This is a genomic window from Streptomyces sp. NPDC052109, from assembly GCF_040680195.1.
Lineage (GTDB): Bacteria > Actinomycetota > Actinomycetes > Streptomycetales > Streptomycetaceae > Streptomyces.
The window spans coordinates 175,626-191,698 of the sequence record NZ_JBFAWF010000016.1 but is presented as its reverse complement, the minus strand read 5'-3'; the positions used below and the strand labels follow the sequence as shown (position 1 = coordinate 191,698).

12 protein-coding genes and 1 pseudogene are annotated in these 16,073 nt (G+C 73.2%); 5 read left to right on the top strand and 8 right to left on the bottom strand.

What is annotated here, in order from left to right; genetic code table 11:
• Positions 1–157: 157 nt before the first annotated feature.
• Positions 158–1,414, top strand: a complete 1,257-nt coding sequence (locus tag AB0L59_RS28750; RefSeq protein WP_365589181.1) for a molybdopterin molybdotransferase MoeA — start codon at positions 158–160, stop codon at positions 1,412–1,414.
• Positions 1,415–1,970: 556 nt separating this feature from the next.
• Here the strand turns inward: AB0L59_RS28750 and AB0L59_RS28745 are convergent.
• The 3 genes from AB0L59_RS28745 to AB0L59_RS28735 all read right to left on the bottom strand — a co-directional run bounded on the left by AB0L59_RS28745 (position 1,971) and on the right by AB0L59_RS28735 (position 4,962).
• Positions 1,971–2,348 carry an NUDIX domain-containing protein gene (locus AB0L59_RS28745; protein WP_365589178.1) on the bottom strand — a complete coding sequence of 126 codons (378 nt, stop codon included), beginning with the start codon at positions 2,346–2,348 and terminating at the stop codon, positions 1,971–1,973.
• A gap of 103 nt (positions 2,349–2,451) precedes the next feature.
• On the bottom strand, positions 2,452–3,333 hold the full coding sequence (locus tag AB0L59_RS28740; protein ID WP_365589176.1) for a YegS/Rv2252/BmrU family lipid kinase: 882 nt from the start codon (positions 3,331–3,333) through the stop codon (positions 2,452–2,454).
• Between the two features lie 33 nt (positions 3,334–3,366).
• Complete coding sequence (locus AB0L59_RS28735; protein WP_365589174.1) at positions 3,367–4,962, bottom strand: FAD-binding oxidoreductase; 1,596 nt, start codon at positions 4,960–4,962, stop codon at positions 3,367–3,369.
• A gap of 121 nt (positions 4,963–5,083) precedes the next feature.
• Here AB0L59_RS28735 and AB0L59_RS28730 point away from each other — a divergent pair, with 121 nt between their 5' ends.
• On the top strand, positions 5,084–5,683 hold the full coding sequence (locus AB0L59_RS28730) for a TetR/AcrR family transcriptional regulator (protein WP_365589171.1): 600 nt from the start codon (positions 5,084–5,086) through the stop codon (positions 5,681–5,683).
• Entirely contained in the window at positions 5,680–7,275 is a 1,596-nt protein-coding gene (locus AB0L59_RS28725) for a glycerol-3-phosphate dehydrogenase/oxidase (RefSeq protein WP_365589169.1), read from the top strand. Before AB0L59_RS28730 ends, AB0L59_RS28725 begins: the two co-directional genes overlap by 4 nt.
• Before the next feature lie 18 nt (positions 7,276–7,293).
• On the opposite strand, the gene AB0L59_RS28720 is transcribed toward AB0L59_RS28725, so the two are convergent.
• Positions 7,294–8,745: a WGR domain-containing protein gene (locus AB0L59_RS28720; protein ID WP_365589166.1), complete on the bottom strand. Its 1,452-nt coding sequence runs from the start codon at positions 8,743–8,745 to the stop codon at positions 7,294–7,296.
• Positions 8,746–8,947: 202 nt separating this feature from the next.
• Positions 8,948–9,583, bottom strand: a complete 636-nt coding sequence (locus AB0L59_RS28715; RefSeq protein WP_365589163.1) for a TetR family transcriptional regulator — start codon at positions 9,581–9,583, stop codon at positions 8,948–8,950.
• Between the two features lie 160 nt (positions 9,584–9,743).
• On the opposite strand from AB0L59_RS28715, the gene AB0L59_RS28710 reads away from it, so the two are divergent.
• Positions 9,744–10,529, top strand: a complete 786-nt coding sequence (locus tag AB0L59_RS28710) for an SDR family NAD(P)-dependent oxidoreductase (RefSeq protein WP_365589160.1) — start codon at positions 9,744–9,746, stop codon at positions 10,527–10,529.
• A 242-nt stretch (positions 10,530–10,771) separates the two neighbouring features.
• On the opposite strand, the gene AB0L59_RS28705 is transcribed toward AB0L59_RS28710, so the two are convergent.
• Positions 10,772–11,740 carry a threo-3-hydroxy-L-aspartate ammonia-lyase gene (locus tag AB0L59_RS28705; RefSeq protein WP_365589157.1) on the bottom strand — a complete coding sequence of 323 codons (969 nt, stop codon included), beginning with the start codon at positions 11,738–11,740 and terminating at the stop codon, positions 10,772–10,774.
• 243 nt (positions 11,741–11,983) lie between these two features.
• Entirely contained in the window at positions 11,984–13,864 is a 1,881-nt protein-coding gene (locus tag AB0L59_RS28700; protein ID WP_365589233.1) for an ATP-binding cassette domain-containing protein, read from the bottom strand.
• A gap of 530 nt (positions 13,865–14,394) precedes the next feature.
• Between AB0L59_RS28700 and AB0L59_RS28695 the strand changes: the two genes are divergently transcribed.
• Complete coding sequence (locus AB0L59_RS28695) at positions 14,395–15,039, top strand: dihydrofolate reductase family protein (protein ID WP_365589154.1); 645 nt, start codon at positions 14,395–14,397, stop codon at positions 15,037–15,039.
• A 19-nt stretch (positions 15,040–15,058) separates the two neighbouring features.
• On the opposite strand, the pseudogene AB0L59_RS28690 reads toward AB0L59_RS28695, so the two are convergent.
• A pseudogene (locus tag AB0L59_RS28690) lies at positions 15,059–16,042 on the bottom strand (IS630 family transposase).
• Positions 16,043–16,073: the final 31 nt, after the last annotated feature.

Here is a 16,073-nt window from a genome sequence, read left to right as displayed (position 1 = left end):
ACGCGCACTGCGGGGCAGCATCCGTCCCTTTCCGTGAGCAAGTCAAAGAGGTGTTCTCGATCACTTGATAAGCGCGGGCTATCAGATAAGTGCCGCCTATCGGTGGACAACCGGGGCCTCTTTGACATCCCCGGACGGCTGCTCGACGATGAGCCGCATGACGGCTTCCCGGGCGGCCGATGACACGGCGGCGCACGGCCCTCGTAGCGGGCCGGGCCCGCTCCGGCCCGCACGGTCCTGGGAACGGGCTCGCGCCCTCGCCCGGTCCAGTGCCGGGCAGCCGCTGCCTGCGGTGCCCCGCGCCCTCAGCGACGCGCTGGGCCACGCCCTGGCCGAGCCGCTCGTGGCGCTCACCGACCTGCCGCCGTTCGCCACCGCGGCGATGGACGGCTGGGCCGTGGCCGGACAGGGCCCGTGGAAACTCGGCGGCGACGGCGTCCTGGCCGGCCGGGAGCCCGGGCCCCTCGCGCCGGACTCGGCCGTGACCATCGCCACCGGCGCCCCGGTGCCGGCCGGCGCGACGGCCGTACTGCGGCGCGAGCACGGCGAGGCGGACGCCGAGCGGGACATGCTCTACGACCGCTCCCCCGTGCCGCTGCCGGAGGGCCGCGACATCCGGCCGCGCGGCCAGGAGTGCCGCTCCGGCGAGCCGCTGCTGCCCTCCCGCACCACCGTGACCGAGCGGGTGCTGGGGCTGGCGGCCGCCGCCGGGTACGACCGGCTGCCGGTGCACCGCCGCCCGAGTGTGGAACTGCTGGTAGTCGGCGACGAGTTGCTCCAGGATGGCGTGCCGCACGGCGGGCGGGTCCGTGACGCGCTCGGACCGCTGCTGCCGCCGTGGCTGCACGCCTGCGGCGCCGAGCTGATCGGCCATCACCTGATCGCCGACGACCTCGCGACGCTCCGCGAGGCCGTGTGCCGCTCGCCCGCCGACGTCGTGGTCACCACGGGCAGCACGGCCGCCGGCCCCGTGGACTTCCTGCACGAGACGCTCCGGGCGGCGGGTGCCCGCCTGCTCGTCGACTCCGTGGCCGTACGGCCCGGTCACCCGATGCTGCTCGCCGAGTTGCCGGCGACCACCGACGGCAGGGCGCGCCGGCTGGTGGGACTGCCCGGCAATCCGCTGGCCGCGGTGGCGGGCGTGATCACCCTGGCCGAGCCACTGCTGCGCCGTCTCGGGGGGCACCGCGACGCCGAGCCGGTCCAGCTGGTCGCCGGCTCCGCTCTGCCGGGGCATCCGCACGACACCCGGCTGCTGCCGGTGTTCACCGCGGGGCGGGAGGTGACGCCGCTGCCGTTCGACGGTCCGGCGATGCTGCGCGGACTGGCCCTGGCGGACGGTGTCGCGGTGGTCCCGCCGGGCGGTGTGCCGGCCGGTGCCACGGTGGGCGTGAGAGAGCTGCCGGACCGGTGACACGGGCCTCGTGCAGCGGCCGCCACAGACGTGGGGACGGGACGCGGGGGCGGGTGCTGTCGTACGGTCCTGGTACCGGCGCCCTCTCCATGGCGCTTCACTCCCCCTTCGTCCCTGCGCTGCCCGTGCGGACGCGACGGAACAGTACGCCGGTCCCCTGCTGGTACGGCCGCTGCGCGACGGGCCCCGGCCGGCGGCAGCGTCGTACGGGGCCCGGGCCGTCGGCGCCGGCGCGAAGGCGTGCGCCACGACGTGACCGACACCGCGGTGTCGGTGGGCGCCGATGACGTGCCCGTGCTCGCCACCCCACGGCTGATCGCGTGGAGGGAGGCGGCCACCGTGTGGGCCACGCCGGTCGGCGGCAGGGGGAGGTGGGTGCCGATCCCGCCGCCGGAGCCACGGGCGGGCGGTTCACCTGCGCCGTGCGGGCCGCCGACGGCTCGGGGCGGTTGGTCGCGTCGGGCGAGATCGACCGGGCGATCGCCGACCGGCACGGAGTGCCTGGACCCGCACGCCGGATCCGGCGGCGGACCGCTGGCGGCGGGGCACGGCCGTCCTACACGGGCCGGTGTCCCTGGAGGTAATCGCGTACGACTGCCGGGAGCGCGGCGTCGACGGCCTCGGCTATCGGCGCCCAGCGCACCTGCTCCGGCGCGAGGCGGGCCCCGTCCGACGGGGACTCGCTCAGCAGCTGGCACACCACCGCCGACGCCCCGTCCGCCCGTGCCCCCTCGTGCGGGTCCAGGGGCTCGGTGCCGTCGACGAGGAAACCGGTGAGTTCGTAGACGACGCGTGCCGCGGTGGCCTCGGCCGGTTCGGCCGGTTCCGGAGTCCCCGACGGCAGCGCCCAGACCGCGCCGTCCCGCACGAGCAGCAGCCGTCCGTCGTACAGGACGACCGCCTGCACCACGCCCTCGGCGGGCTCCAGCGACATGACCGACCAACCCCTCCCCCGGCGCGCTCGGCCAGGTGTTCCTCCCCTACCCAGGGCCGGCCGGTCATGCACCGAAGCCGCGTCACTTTGCGGTGCGTGCCCCTCAGTACAGCATCGGCAGGTCTCGGGGGCGGATCCGCACGGTGACCGGGAGGGCGGCGTCGACCTCGCCGTCCGCGCCGTAGGGGACGGGCCGGTCGGCCTCGATGCGCAGTTCTCGGCCGCGCAGGACGCGTACCTCGGGGCGGTGCACATGGCCGCCGGTCTTCAGTTCGTTCATGAGGGTGAAGAAGAGTCTGCGCGGCGCCTCGCGGATCATCACCACGTCCAGCAGGCCGTCGTCGACGCGCGCGTCGGGGGCGATGAGCCGACCGGAGCCGTAGTAAGGGGAGTTGGCGGCGACGACGGTGTAACCGCGGTGGGTGTGTTCCTCGCCGTCGACGGTGACGCGGTAGTCGGCCGCCCGCCAGGTGGTGACGGCGCGCAGACCGCCCGCGTAGTAGGAGGCGGAGCCGCGCAGCAGCCGGGCGTGGTTGGCGTACCGGTTGGCCACGGCGTCCACGCCCGCGTAGACGCTGCCCAGGACCACGGTGCGCGGGTGGACGGCCGATTCCACCTCGATCGTGTCGACCGGCCGGGGCTCGGCACGCAGCAGGATGCCGGCGAGTGCGGCGGGGTCGGCCGGCAGCTTCAGGGCACGGGCGAAGTCGTTGCCGCGGCCCGCGGGCACCAGGCCGAGAACGGTTCCGGTGCCGCTCAGCGCGCCGCCGATGCCCCCGGCGATGCCGTCGCCACCGACGGCCAGGACGACCCGGCCGCGCTCGCCGGCGCGCCGGGCGATGTCCTGGGCGTGCGCGAGGCTGTGACTGTACTCCGTCTCCAGCTCGGCTCCGGCCTCGCGCAGCAGCCGGGCCAGGTGCAGCAGTGTCGCCGCTCCGGTGGAGCCGCCCGCGGTGGGGTTGACGACGGCGGTGAACTGTCGCATCGGTGTGCCTCCGAAGCAGGCGGATCGAGTGGGTCAGTCGGTGGGGAGCAGGACGCCGGGGTTGAGCAGCCCCTCGGGGTCCAGGCGGCGCTTGACCGCGCGCAGGGCCGAGATGCCGAGCGGTCCGGCCTCGCGTACATACCAGTCACGGTGGTCGGTGCCGACCCCGTGGTGGTGGGAGATGGTGCCGCCGGCCGCCAGGACGGCCTCGTTGGCCGCGTGCTTGGCGGGCGTCCAGTGGGCCACCGGGTCCTCGCCCTGGGCGCTGACGACCGTGAAGTACAGGGAGGCGCCGTTCTCGTACACGTGCGAGATGTGGCACATCACCAGGGGCGGGGTGCCGGCCTCGGTGAGGGTGTCGGTGAGTGCGGTGCGCACGGCCGTGTAGAGATCGGGGATGCGGGACCAGAAGGCCGCGGTCTCCAGCGTTTCGGCGAAGGCGCCGACATCCAGCAGGGCGTCGCGCAGGTACGGCGCCGAGAAACGCCCCTGGGCCCAGCGTTCGCCCGGTTCGGCGCCCACGAGGGTGCCGCCGCAGGCGGTGAGGACGGCGGCCGCCTGTTCCCGGCGCTGCGCGGTGTCCGCGGCCGTGCCCTCGTAGCCGGTGATGGCCAGGCAGCCGGCCGCGCTCTGGGACAGGTCGCCGCCGATGGCGTCCGGTTGGGCCAGGCCGATCAGGGTCTCGGTCTCGTCGGACAGGCGCAGCACCGTCGGCCGGGGTCCGTCCTGGGCGAGCTTGCGCAGCGCTGCGGCACCCCCCTCGAACGAGGCGAACCGCCAGCCCTCGTAGACGCGCGCCTGCGGCAGCGGGCGCACCCGCACGGTGACCGACGTGATGACGCCGAAGGCACCCTCCGAGCCGAGGATCAGCTGGCGCAGGTCGGGACCGGCGGCGGAGCGCGGCGCGCGGCCAGTCTCGATGGTGCCCTCGGGAGTCGCGAGGGACAGGCCGAGGACCATCTCGTCGAAGCGGCCGTAGCCGGCGGAGGCCTGGCCGCTGGACCGGGCGGCGGCGAAGCCGCCGATGGTGGCCCACTCGAAGGACTGGGGGAAGTGGCCCAGCGTGAAACCGTGTTCGGCGAGCAGGGCCTCGGCCTCGGGGGCGCGCAGACCGGGCTGGAGGACGGCGGTGCGCGAGACAGGGTCCAGGTCGATCAGGCCGTTCATGCGGCGCAGGTCCAGGGCGACGAACGCGGTGCGCCGGGGGGCGAGTCCGCCGACGACCGAGGTGCCGCCGCCGAACGGGACGACGGCGAGGCCGTGCGCGGAGCAGGCTCGCAGCACGGCGAGGACCTCGTCGTGGGAGGCGGGCAGGACCACGGCCTGCGGGACGTCCGAGAAGTCCCCGGCGCGGATGCGCAGCAGGTCGGGGGTGGACTTGCCGCGGGTGTGGCGGATGCGGCTCTCGTTGTCGGTGCGGACGCGGTCGTCGTCGCCGCCGACGGCCTCGGCGAGCGCCTTGAAGGCGGCGGGGCCGGCCGTGGTGGCCGGCAGGTCGATGTCGTCCAGGCGAAGGGCGGGGGTGGTACGGGGCTTGACGCCGAGCAGGTCGCGCAGCAGTCCGGTGACCGATTCGGGCAGCGGTGCCGCCTTGGCCGGGTCGCCCCAGCCGTTCCACAGCATGTCCATTGAACGGGTCGTCCTCACAGGTCGGTGTGCTCGGTGTGCTCGGTTCGCGCGGCGTCCGGTGGCCGTGCCCCGGGCGGCGGTGTCTGCTCCGCCCGGCCCCCGGGGCGTTACACTGTGACACATGACGCCTATTCGTCACAACGGTTCGGACAACGATCATGTCCTCGATGCGGTGCGCGACTGTGTGCTCGCGGTCGGAGTCCGCCGCACCACTCTCGCCGACGTGGCCCGCCGCGCCGGCGTCTCGCGGATGACGCTGTACCGGCGCTGGCCGGATCTGCGCACCCTCGTGGGCGATCTGATGACCCGTGAGTGGATCGACGTGGCCACCCGGGCGATCCCCGAGCCCGCCGACGGCACGGACACCCGCACCCGGATCGTGGACGGACTGGTGACGGGGGTCGAGGCGTTCCGGGCGCACCCGCTCTTCCGAAAGATCGTCGACGTCGATCCGGAGCTGCTGCTGCCCTATGTGCTCGACCGGCGCGGAGCGAGCCAGGAGGCGCTGCTGGCCCTGCTCGCCGACGCACTGCGCGCGGGCCACACGGACGGGTCGGTACGCACCGGCCACGTCGAACGGCAGTCCCGTGCCCTGCTGTTGACCGTGCAGTCCTTCACCCTGTCCCTGCGCACCATGACCGACGAGGACGATCCGGAACTCGACTCCGCCGCCTTCCTCGGCGAACTGCGCACCCTCCTGGAGAGGACCCTCACGCCATGAGCCACACCAGGGCCGACGCCGGCTCGTCCCTCAGCGCACACCGCCGTAGCCGGGAACTGGCCGAGGCCGCGGACGGCAGGGTCGCCGACGTCCTGGTCGTCGGCCTCGGCGCCACCGGGGCCGGCGCCGCGCTGGACGCCGCGGCCCGGGGGCTGGACGTCGTCGCGGTGGACGCGCACGACCTGGCCTTCGGTACCTCCCGCTGGAGCTCGAAGCTCATCCACGGCGGCCTGCGCTACCTGGCCTCCGCCCAGTTCGACGTCGCGCACGAGAGCGCGGTCGAGCGCGGGGTGCTGATGACCCGCACCGCCCCGCACCTGGTGGCCGCCCAGCCGTTCGTCCTGCCGCTCACCCCGCTGGTGTCCAGGGCCCAGGCCTCGCTGGCGTGGGCCGGCTTCCGGGCCGGGGACATGCTGCGGCTGGCCGCCCGGACCCCCCGGCAGGTCCTGCCCGCCCCGCGCCGGCTGTCCGCCACGGAGGCCCGCCACCTGGCACCCTCGGTGCGCTCGGCCGGGCTGCGCGGCGGACTGCTGTCCTGGGACGGCAAGGTGACCGACGACGCCCGCCTGGTCACGGCCCTGGCCAGGACGGCCGCCGCGCACGGGGCACGGGTGCTGACCCGGGTCAGGGTGCTGGAGCTCACCGGCACGGGCGCCCGGGTCCGCGACGAACTGACCGGCGAGGAGGGCGTGATCAGGGCCCGCGCGGTCGTCAACGCGGCCGGGGTGTGGGCGGGCGGCCTCGTCGAGGGCATCCGGATCCGGCCCTCCCGCGGCACCCACCTGGTCCTGCGCTCGGAGCGGCTCGGCACCCTGCCGGCCGGACTGCACATCCCGATCCCCGGCGAGACCAACCGCTTCGTCCTGGTCCTCCCCCAGGGCGACGGCCGCGTCTACGTCGGCCTCACCGACGAGCCGGTCGAAGGCGGGATCCCGGACGTACCGGAGGTGCCCGAGACCGACATCGGCTTCCTGCTGGACGTGCTCGGCTCGGCCCTGGACGCGCCGGTGGCCCGGGAGGATGTCGTCGGCGCCTTCGCCGGGCTGCGCCCCCTCCTGGACACCTCCGCACCCGACGGCCCCGACGGCGCTTCGCCCCGCACCTCCGACATCTCCCGCCGGCACGCGGTGCTGACGTCCCCCGACGGCATCACGACGATCGTCGGCGGCAAGCTCACCACCTACCGGCGGATGGCGCAGGACGCCGTGGACGCCGCGACCGCCGCCCGGGGACTTCCCGCCGGCCCCTCCCCCACCGCCGCACTGCCGCTGGTCGGCGCCGCGGGACCGGGCCGGCTGCGGACCCTGTCCGCGCCCTCGCGTCTGGTACGCCGCTACGGCACCGAGGCCGAGGCCGTCCACGCTCTCGCGGCACAGGATCCGGCCCTCGCGGAGCCGGTGCTGCCCGGCCATCCGGTCACCCGCGCCGAACTGCTGTGGGCGGTGCGGCACGAGGGCGCCCTGGACGAGTCGGACCTCCTGGACCGCCGCACCCGCATCGGCCTGGTACCGGAGGACCGCGCCGCGGTGGTCGGCGTCGCACTGGAGGTGCTGGCGCAGGCGGAGGCCGCGAGGTCCCGAACCGGCGGGTGACACCCTGGGCCGTGCTGGTCACAGCAGGCGCCGGATGTCTCCGCGGACACGGTAGAAGCCGCCCGCCGCAGGGTGCAGGGCGTCCACGACATAGCGGGCGCCCGGCTCGCGTATCGCGCGCGGGAACTGGACGTTCCAGGAGGTGTCGTAGCCCGCGGACACCACGTGCACCCTGACCCGGCCGCTCTCCTGCACGCACTCGACCACGACGGCTCCGGCCGGAGCCTGCTCCACCGTGGCCACCGCGGTCGCGGCCATGGCGGGGGCGTAGGTCGGCAGTGCGGCGGCGAGCTTGACGTCCCGTGCCACCGGGACCGTGCCCTGCTGGGCCGCGGCGACGGCCGTCTCGCTCGCGTCGACACACACCAGCGAGCCGTCGGTGGTCACCAGATACAGCCGTTCGTCGTGGTACTGCATCGACAGCGCCGAGCCGCCGCCCGTGCCGAGCTTCCACAGGCGCGTGCCGTGCTGGTCGAAGCAGTAGACGGACGAGGCGGCGTCACCGGCGAAGACGAAACGACCGCCCGGCGAGGTGGCGCACGAGTAGACGGCGCTGTCGCAGACGTAGGTCGCCTCGATCGCGCCGGTCGCCTTCGACAGCCGCTGGACCACGCGGTGCCCGGTGCCCGCGTAGACGGCGTCGTCCTCCTGCCAGCCGAAGAGCACACTGCCCCTGGTGGCCGTGTGCCACAACTCGCCGCCGCCGTCGGGCGCGTAGGCGGTGACGCCGCGGTGGTGGCCGTGGTAGACGGCCCGGTCGTCGGCGCGGACCATCCAGGCGTGCGCGCCCTGGCTGCGGCGGGACCACTGGTGCTCGTCCTCGTGGTCGATGACGGTGAGGCGGCCCTCCCGGTCCGAGACGTTCAGGATGCCCTCGTGGATGTCCAGCCAGAAGATGTCGACGTCGGCGGCTATGTCGTACGCGGCGAACGGCAGCTTGGAGGAGAGGTCGTAGACCCTGCCGTCGTCGCAGCCCGCGTAGATCCAGAAGTCGTCGGCGACCAGGCACTTCACGCCGTCGGGCAGGCTGAACCGGGCGAGGACGGAGCCGTCGTGAGCGAGGGTGTAGACATCGCCCGCCTGATTGCCGACCCAGCAGTGCTCGTCGTCGACATGGATGCCGAACGCCGCCGAGCCGGTGCGGAACCGCCACAGCACGGGCGCCACCGACCGCGCGGTGGAGGGGGCCGAACTGACCTGACGCCGGGTCACCGGGCGCGGCGCGCGCTGCCCCTGGACGGCGTGGGCGTAGCCCTTGCGGACCTTCTCCCCCACCTTCTTCGCGGCGGCCGCCCTCGCCTTCTCCGTGGTCGGGAAGGTCGTCGTCTGGATCTGTCCGGCGGCGCCGATCCTGCCGTATCGCACCGTCACGACCTGGCCGTCGACGGTCACCTCGTAGAACTTGTGGGCGCCGCCGCCCTCCTGCGACAGCTCCAGATACGTCGTCGACACCGCGGACGCCGTGGCCATGGCAGACCCCTCCCCCAGGACGGACCCGCGGCCGTTCCGGCGGGCCCTCACTGATCAAACCGTAAGGGCGACCACTGACAACGGGCCGTGGCGCGCGGCCACGAGGGCATACGCGGCGCACGGGGAGGGCGCGCCCGGTCAACTTCCACGACCGGCGTCCGGCCGTGGCGCGTCACCCTCGTGCACTGGCCGCATGTCGCGATCAGTCGGACCTCAACACGCCCATCCCGCCGAGCAGTTGGCGCAGACAGTCGGTCGCCAGCGCGGCCGGCGAGTCCTCGCCGGCGACGCCGGCTTCCGTGTCGGCCCAGGTCTCCAGCGCGATCCGGATCGCGTCCGTGGCCGCTGCCGCCACCAGTCGCACCTGGACCGGCTCCAGGCGGCCGTCCGCGAGGCGGGCGACGACCGGGACGAGCCGTTCCTCCGACTCCTGGTTGACGCGGTACCAGACCGCCCGCAGCGCCGGATCGCCCGCCGCGGCCCGCAGCAGCCCCCGGGTCCGCTGCAGCGCCTGGGCGGCCGTCTCCTCCGGTGCCGCCAGGGACCGCTCCACCGCCGTCTCCAGCGCCCGGGACAGGTCGGTGCCCGGCTCCGCCGCCTCCAGCAGGGCCCGCCACCGGTCGGCCCCGGCGGCGAGCAGCGGGCTCACCGCGTCCTGCTTGGAGCGGAAGTATCGGTAGAAGGTCCGCAGCGCGACACCCGCGTCCCGGGCGATCTCCTCGGCCGTGGTCGCGTGCGGTCCCTGCGTGGCGAACAGCTCGGCCGCCGCGTGCGCGATCTCGAGCTGGGTGGCGGCCTTGCGGCGCTCGGTCAAGGAGGAGGGCGGCTTGGTGCTCACCCCAGAAGGGTACGGCCCGGAACCCCGATGAGACACAAGATGCCTAGGTGGCAAAGTGTGCCACACAGGCGTAACGTGAAGTAAGTGAGGACGCCGGCAGGCAAGGGAGCCGGTGCCGTGGAGGCCCCGCCGGAGACCGGCAGGGCGGGCAGGAGAAGACATGAACCGCTACGAAGGCCGGCGCGCGCTGATCACCGGCGGCGGCTCGGGCATCGGCCAGGCCACCGTGCTGCGCCTCCTCGCCGAGGGCGGCACCGTCGTGGCCGCGGACGTGAGCGAGCGGGGCCTGAAGGACACCGCGGAGAAGGCCGGGGCACAGGCGCACCGACTCAGCACGGCCGTCGTCGACATCGCCGACGAGACCTCGGTCCGCGAGGGGGTCTCCGCCGCCGTCGCCGTGCTCGGCGGTCTGGACGTGCTGGTCAACGCGGCCGGGATCCTGCGCTCCTCGCACACCCACGAGACGAGCCTCCAGGAGTTCACCCGCGTCCTGCAGGTCAACCTGGTCGGCACCTTCCTCGTCATCCGCGAGTCCATACCGGCGCTGCTCGCCGGACGGGACGCGGCCGTCGTCAACTTCAGCTCCACCTCGGCCCAGTTCGCGCACCCGTACATGGCCGCGTACGCGGCGAGCAAGGGCGGTGTCCAGTCGATGACGCACGCCCTCGCCGCCGAGTACGCCCGGCAGGGCATCCGCTTCACCGCCGTCCAGCCCGGATCCATCTCCTCCGGGATGACCGACGGCAGCGGAGCGAGCCGGCAGAGCAGTGGGCCGGGGCTGCCCGAGGACGCCGACATGTCCCTGTTCGCCAAGCTGTCCCCGGCGGTCGGGCAGGGCTTCGCCGGCCCCGAGACGGTGGCGTCGGTGGTCGCCATGCTCGCCTCGAGGGACGGGAGGTTCATCACCGGCACGGAGATCCGCGTCGATGGTGGGACCCACTTCTGAGCGGGCACACGCCAGTCATGGGCAACACGAGGGAATCCTCGGGTCAGGGCCTGCACCTGCGCGGCGGCCAGGTCCGACCGGCGGCATGCCGCGCCGCCGACAACCACGCGCAGCGGCAGGCGACTTGACTCTCGCGGCGCGGGCGGTTCGGCTCCCGTCGAGCGGAGAGCCCGGCTCGCACCGGACGGGCAGCATGGCCGGCGTCACTCGGGCAGCGTGGCCTGCGCGCACCGTAACCGCCGTTATCCGCCGACGAGTTCAGCGAACCGCGCCGTGTCGATGTTGCCTCCGGAGGCGATGATGCCGATGCGGCACGGAAGGCCGTCGAGACGGCCGGCCAGGAGGGCCGCCAGTCCGGTGGCGCCGCTGGGCTCGAGGACGATCTTCAGGCGTTCGAAGGCGAAGCGCATGGCGGTGACGATCTCGGCGTCGCTGACCAGGGCGATCGCGTCGACCAGGCGCCGGTTGATCTCGAAGGTGATCTCGCCGGGCGTGGGCAGGGCCTGCCCGTCGGCGATGGTCCGGGGCACAGGCAGGGTGACACGGGTGCCGCTGTCCAGCGAGCGCTTGGTGTCGTCCCCTTCCTCCGGCTCCACGCCGATGACCCGGATGCCGGGGTGCAGTGCCTTGGCGGCGGTGGCGCTGCCGGCGATGAGCCCGCCGCCACCGACGGGTACGACCAGGGCGTCGAGCGGGCCGGTCTCCTCGAGGAGTTCGAGCGTCGCGGTGCCCTGTCCGGCGATGACGTGAGGGTGATCGTAAGGCGGGATGAGGGCCAGGCCACGGTCCTCGGCCAGCGCCTCACCGAGCGCGGAGCGGTCCTCGGTGTAGCGGTCGTAGGTGACGATCTCGGCACCGTACCCGGCGGTCGCCTCCCGCTTGAGGCGCGGGGCGTCCTGCGGCATCAGGATGACGGCGCTGGTACCGAGTTCCCGGGCGGCCAGGGCGGTCGCCTGGGCGTGGTTGCCGGAGGAGTAGGCGGCGATGCCCTTGGCCAGCCGGTCCGGGGAGAGCTGGGCGGCCGCGTTGTAGGCGCCGCGGAACTTGAAGGCACCGACGCGCTGGAAGTTCTCGCACTTGATGAACACCTCTGCGCCGACGAGGGCGTTCAGGGTGCGCGAGGTGAGAACGGGGGTGCGGTGGGCGATGCCGTCGAGGCGCACGGCGGCCGCACGGACGTCGTCGAACGTTACGGGCGAAGCGGCGGCCATGGCGGTCTCCCCTTCCCTTCCTTCGTTCCGCGTGGATCCTGCTTGGAATCATTTTCTATTCTTGGACATGGACTCTAGGCAGTCCGACGCCCGTCTGTCCAGAAGAGGCCGAACGGGCGTCGTCGAAGACGGGGCGGGGGGTCGCTGCGCGTTCCGGGCCGCCGGCGGGGCCTGTCCGTCGGCACGGTCATGGTCGCACCAGGAGCCCGGTGCCGCCCGTTTCCGTTGCCGGCTCCCCTTGCGTCACCGTTCCTTGGCCAGCGCGACGAGCTCGGCGAAGAGGCCGCCGGCGTGCACGAGGTCGTCGTAGCTGCCCTGCTCGATGACGCGGCCGCTGCGCAGGACGACGATCCGGTCCGCGAGGCGGGTGTTCTCCAGTTGGTGGGTGACCACGATCGTGATGCGCCGCGCGGCGATGCGTTTGATCTCCAGGAAGATCTGGTGCTCGCCGCGCGCGTCCATCTGCGACGTCGGCTCGTCCAGGATGAGCAGGGGGGAACGGCGGTACAGGGCTCGGCCGCAGGCCAGGCGCTGCCACTGACCGCCGGACAGCTCGGCGCCGCCGTAGATCTCGCGGGCGAGCAGAGTGTCGATCCCGCGGGGAAGGCGTCCGACCGCCTCCCGCATGCCGACCGCGTCGATGGCGTCCCACACCGGACCGTCGTCGTGGGTGCGCGGCTGACCGAGCGTGATGTTCTCCCTTGCGCGCAGGGGCCAGCAGGCGAAGTTCTGCGGGACGAGTGCGGTCCGGCGCCAGACGGAGTCGGGTCGGGCGCGGGCGAGGTCGACGCCGTCCCAGAGGACACGTCCCTTGTCCGCGAGGAGGATGCCGGTGATGAGCTTGGTCAGCGTGGACTTGCCGGAGCCGTTCTCGCCGACGATCGCAAGGATCTCCCCGCGCCGCAGCGTGAGCGAGACCCCGTCCACGGCGGGCTCGTCCTTGCCGGGGTACTGGTGGACGACCTGCTCCAGCCGGATCTCCTCGACCTGGTCGGGGATCGTCAACTCGCCGCGCTTCGGTGCGCGTTCGGCGGCCATGTCCAGGAAGGAGCGCATGTCGGCGAGGTAGAGGGAGGTGTGGAACATCGCGGCGCCGTACTGCACGAACTGGGACAGCGCGGCGAGCGTGGTCTGCACGGCGACCACCGCCGTCGCGGCGACGGGCAGCGCGACCCGCCCGGTCATGGCGAGCCAGGCGAGGGCGGCCCAGGTCAGCAGCAGGAACGCACCGCCGAGCGCGGAGGTCGCGAGGACGATCCGCAGCATGCGGGGCGCGGCGGTCAGGGTGCGCCGGTCGATGCGCTCGGACAACGCGCGGTACCAGTAGACGAGGTAGTCGGTCATCCCGTTCGCGCGGACCTCGTCGCCGTGCCGCGAAAAGGTGGCCCACCAGCGCATCATCCCGCGTACGTTGCGGTCGCCCACGTTGGCGTAGTGCGTCTCGTAGTCGACGCGGGCGGACAGCACGGCACCCAGGCCCGCCGGCAGCACCGCCAGCAGCAACAGTGGGAGCATCAGCCAGTGCAGTGCGGTGATGACCCCGCCGGCGGCGATCATGCGGATGAGCGAGGCCAGGAACTGCTGCGCGTCCCGCACCATCGTCGTGGTGCGGGTGACTCCGACTTCGGCGGCCTCCTGCCGGTCGGCGAACCCGTCCTCGCCCTGGGCGGAGGCTTCCACCCGGCACACGGCGGACACGAGCGCCACGTCGGCCTCGGTCACCAGTCGCGGGGTGATCCGCCCGTCGGCGTAGGAGGCCAGGGCCCTGCTGATTCGGCCAACCGCCGCGGCCGTGGTGACGGCCGCGAGGGTGGGCAGGGCCCCGTGCAGACGTTCGGACACCGGCCCCGCACCGAGGATGTGGGTCATGGCCCGCGCGGTGCAGCCGAGGACCACGGCGGCCGAGATGCCGGTGAGCAGCTGGCAGGCGAGGAGCAGGACGACCCCGGACCGGTCGACGGACCACGCCATGCTCGCGGTGCGGCGCAGCACGGACGGCAGACGCCCGCACATCCGCCGGAAACCGGCTTCTTCCAGGGGGTTCTTGCCGAGCTTGCCCGCGTAGCCGATCGTGGCGGGCGGTGGAGGAGGCGGGGGGAAGTCTTCTGTCGAGGCGTCGGTCACGGTCACCTTCGTCCCTCCTTCGGGTCGACGCCGCACCCGGGTGGTCCGGCGGTGCCCAACTCAACGAGGGTGCAGGCGACTCGAACGCACGCGTTTCCGGACGAACGGCGGCCCCGCAAATCCGGGGCCGTCGAACGCGCGGTCGCAGTGGCGCAAGGGTTCCGTGGCGGTGGTGCGTGACCGAAACGCCGGTGCCTGTGACGGCTGTGACGGGTGAGGTTTGGCCGGCCGGTGAGCCGCGGTCCGCCGGGCCGGTCAGCGCGTACGGCCAGTGACCGGGAAGGTTCGCCAGGTTGGCGGTTGGAGCGCTCGGATGTGCGGCGGCGTCCGTTGCGGCACGTGTGAACGATCACGACGCCCGCCCCGATGCCGTCCGTGTCCGCCACGGCCACACCGCCAGGAGGGCTGCCTCCTGACGGGCCTCGGAAAAAAAGTTGTAGGCCGCTGTCGATCCGGCCACGTCCCGTTCGACGTCATGATGTGCGGCGCATCGCCCCACGATCACGTGACAGGACCTGACGAGGGAACAAGTGGATCAACTGCTGAGAGTCATGAACTTCAACGTCTCGAGTGACGGAATCGGTGCCGGTGAGCACCAGAGTCTGGAGCGGCCGTTCGGCTACGACCATCCCGAGAGGCTGTTCGCCTGGGCCGGAGCCACAGCGAGCTGGCCCATGCGCACGGATCCCGGGGGGAGCCTGGGCCTCGACGACTACTTCACGCGGGACTTCGCACGCAACATCGGTGCCGAGATCATGGGCCGCAACAAGTTCGGACCCCAGCGTGGGCCCTGGCAGGACGGCGAGTGGTGCGGCTGGTGGGGGCAGGAGCCCCCGTTCCACACGCCGGTGTTCGTCCTGACCCACCACAAGCGTCCGTCGTTCACGCTCTCCGACACGACGTTCCACTTCGTCGACGGCGACCCGGCCACGGTCCTTGAGCGGGCGCGGGAGGCGGCGCAGGGCAAGGACGTCCGACTCGGCGGCGGGGTCAGTACCATCCGGCAGTTCCTTGATGCCGACCTCGTCGACACCATGCACGTGGCGGTCTCGCCGGTAAAGCTCGGGTCCGGGCTACGGCTCTGGGAGTCCCCCGATGAGCTGCTCGACCGGTTCCACCTGGAGGTCGTGCCCAGCCCGAGCGGTGTGACGCACCACCTGTTCTGGCGAAGGTGACGCGAGGGCCCGCTGGAGTTCAGGCTGCGACTGCGAGGGGGCCTCCGCCCCGGCGGAGGCCCTTCTCACCGCGGATGCGGGCGCGTTCCTTGCGCTGGGCGGCGACTACGTCGGGGTGGCGGGCGTTGGCGTTGCGCCGGCGCAGGTGGCGGTGCAGGACCTGGGTCTGGGCAGGATGACTGTCGTGGTCGGAGTTGGCCAGGGTGAACTGGGGCAGCGGGCCGAAGCGGGCCTCGATGGGATTGGCCCGGGAGGCGTAGGTCGGGTGAAGCACAGCTCGGGCTTGTTCTGCTTCGCGCAGCGGCGGATGCCGGCGCCGGTGTGGGCGGACAGGTCGTCCGGAATGATGCAGATCGGGGCGCCGTCGGGGCGGGCGACGCGGATCGACTTCAGTGCGGCCAGGGTGTTGGCGGTGCCCTTACGGCGGCGGTTGCCGCCCCACAGACGGGCGTCACCGACGCAGTGGCAGCCAGGGAAGCAGGTGACGCCGTGGGTACGGCGGCAGGTCGCCGGCAGACGGTCGTGCTTGCCCTGCCTCGCCCGGCAAGAGCCCGCGGTGGGTCGGAACCCCAACGAGCCGAAGTCGCCGAAGGCGAAGACGCGGTCCGGAAAGCGGTCCAGCAAATGCTCGATGCGGTCGAGCTTGGCATCGCGATCCGGGTCGGGCGACTCCTTCCAGGTCCTGGTGCGCTGGAAGGCGATGCCGCGGCGCGGCAGCAGGCAGCGTGAGGTCTCGCGGCCGATGCGGTGCGTCCGTGTACTTTGCGCAGGTAGGCGGCGAGTGCGGATCGACCAGCGGTGAAGCGCTGGACGGGCTCGGCGGGGCGGGTGATGGCCGTCTGGCCCAGCTGGGCGATCGCCGGCACCCGGTTGCCGCCCGCCGAGGCCGGCAGCGTCATCGCGCGCCGGTGACGCACTGAACTCGTGCTGCCCGCCGCACGGTCCGCTGCAGCTTCCGCCCTTCCTGGTCGGTTTGCCTGCGCACACGGACAGGCTCAGTCACCGCACCTCCGGCGGTCGGATGGACGTCACCG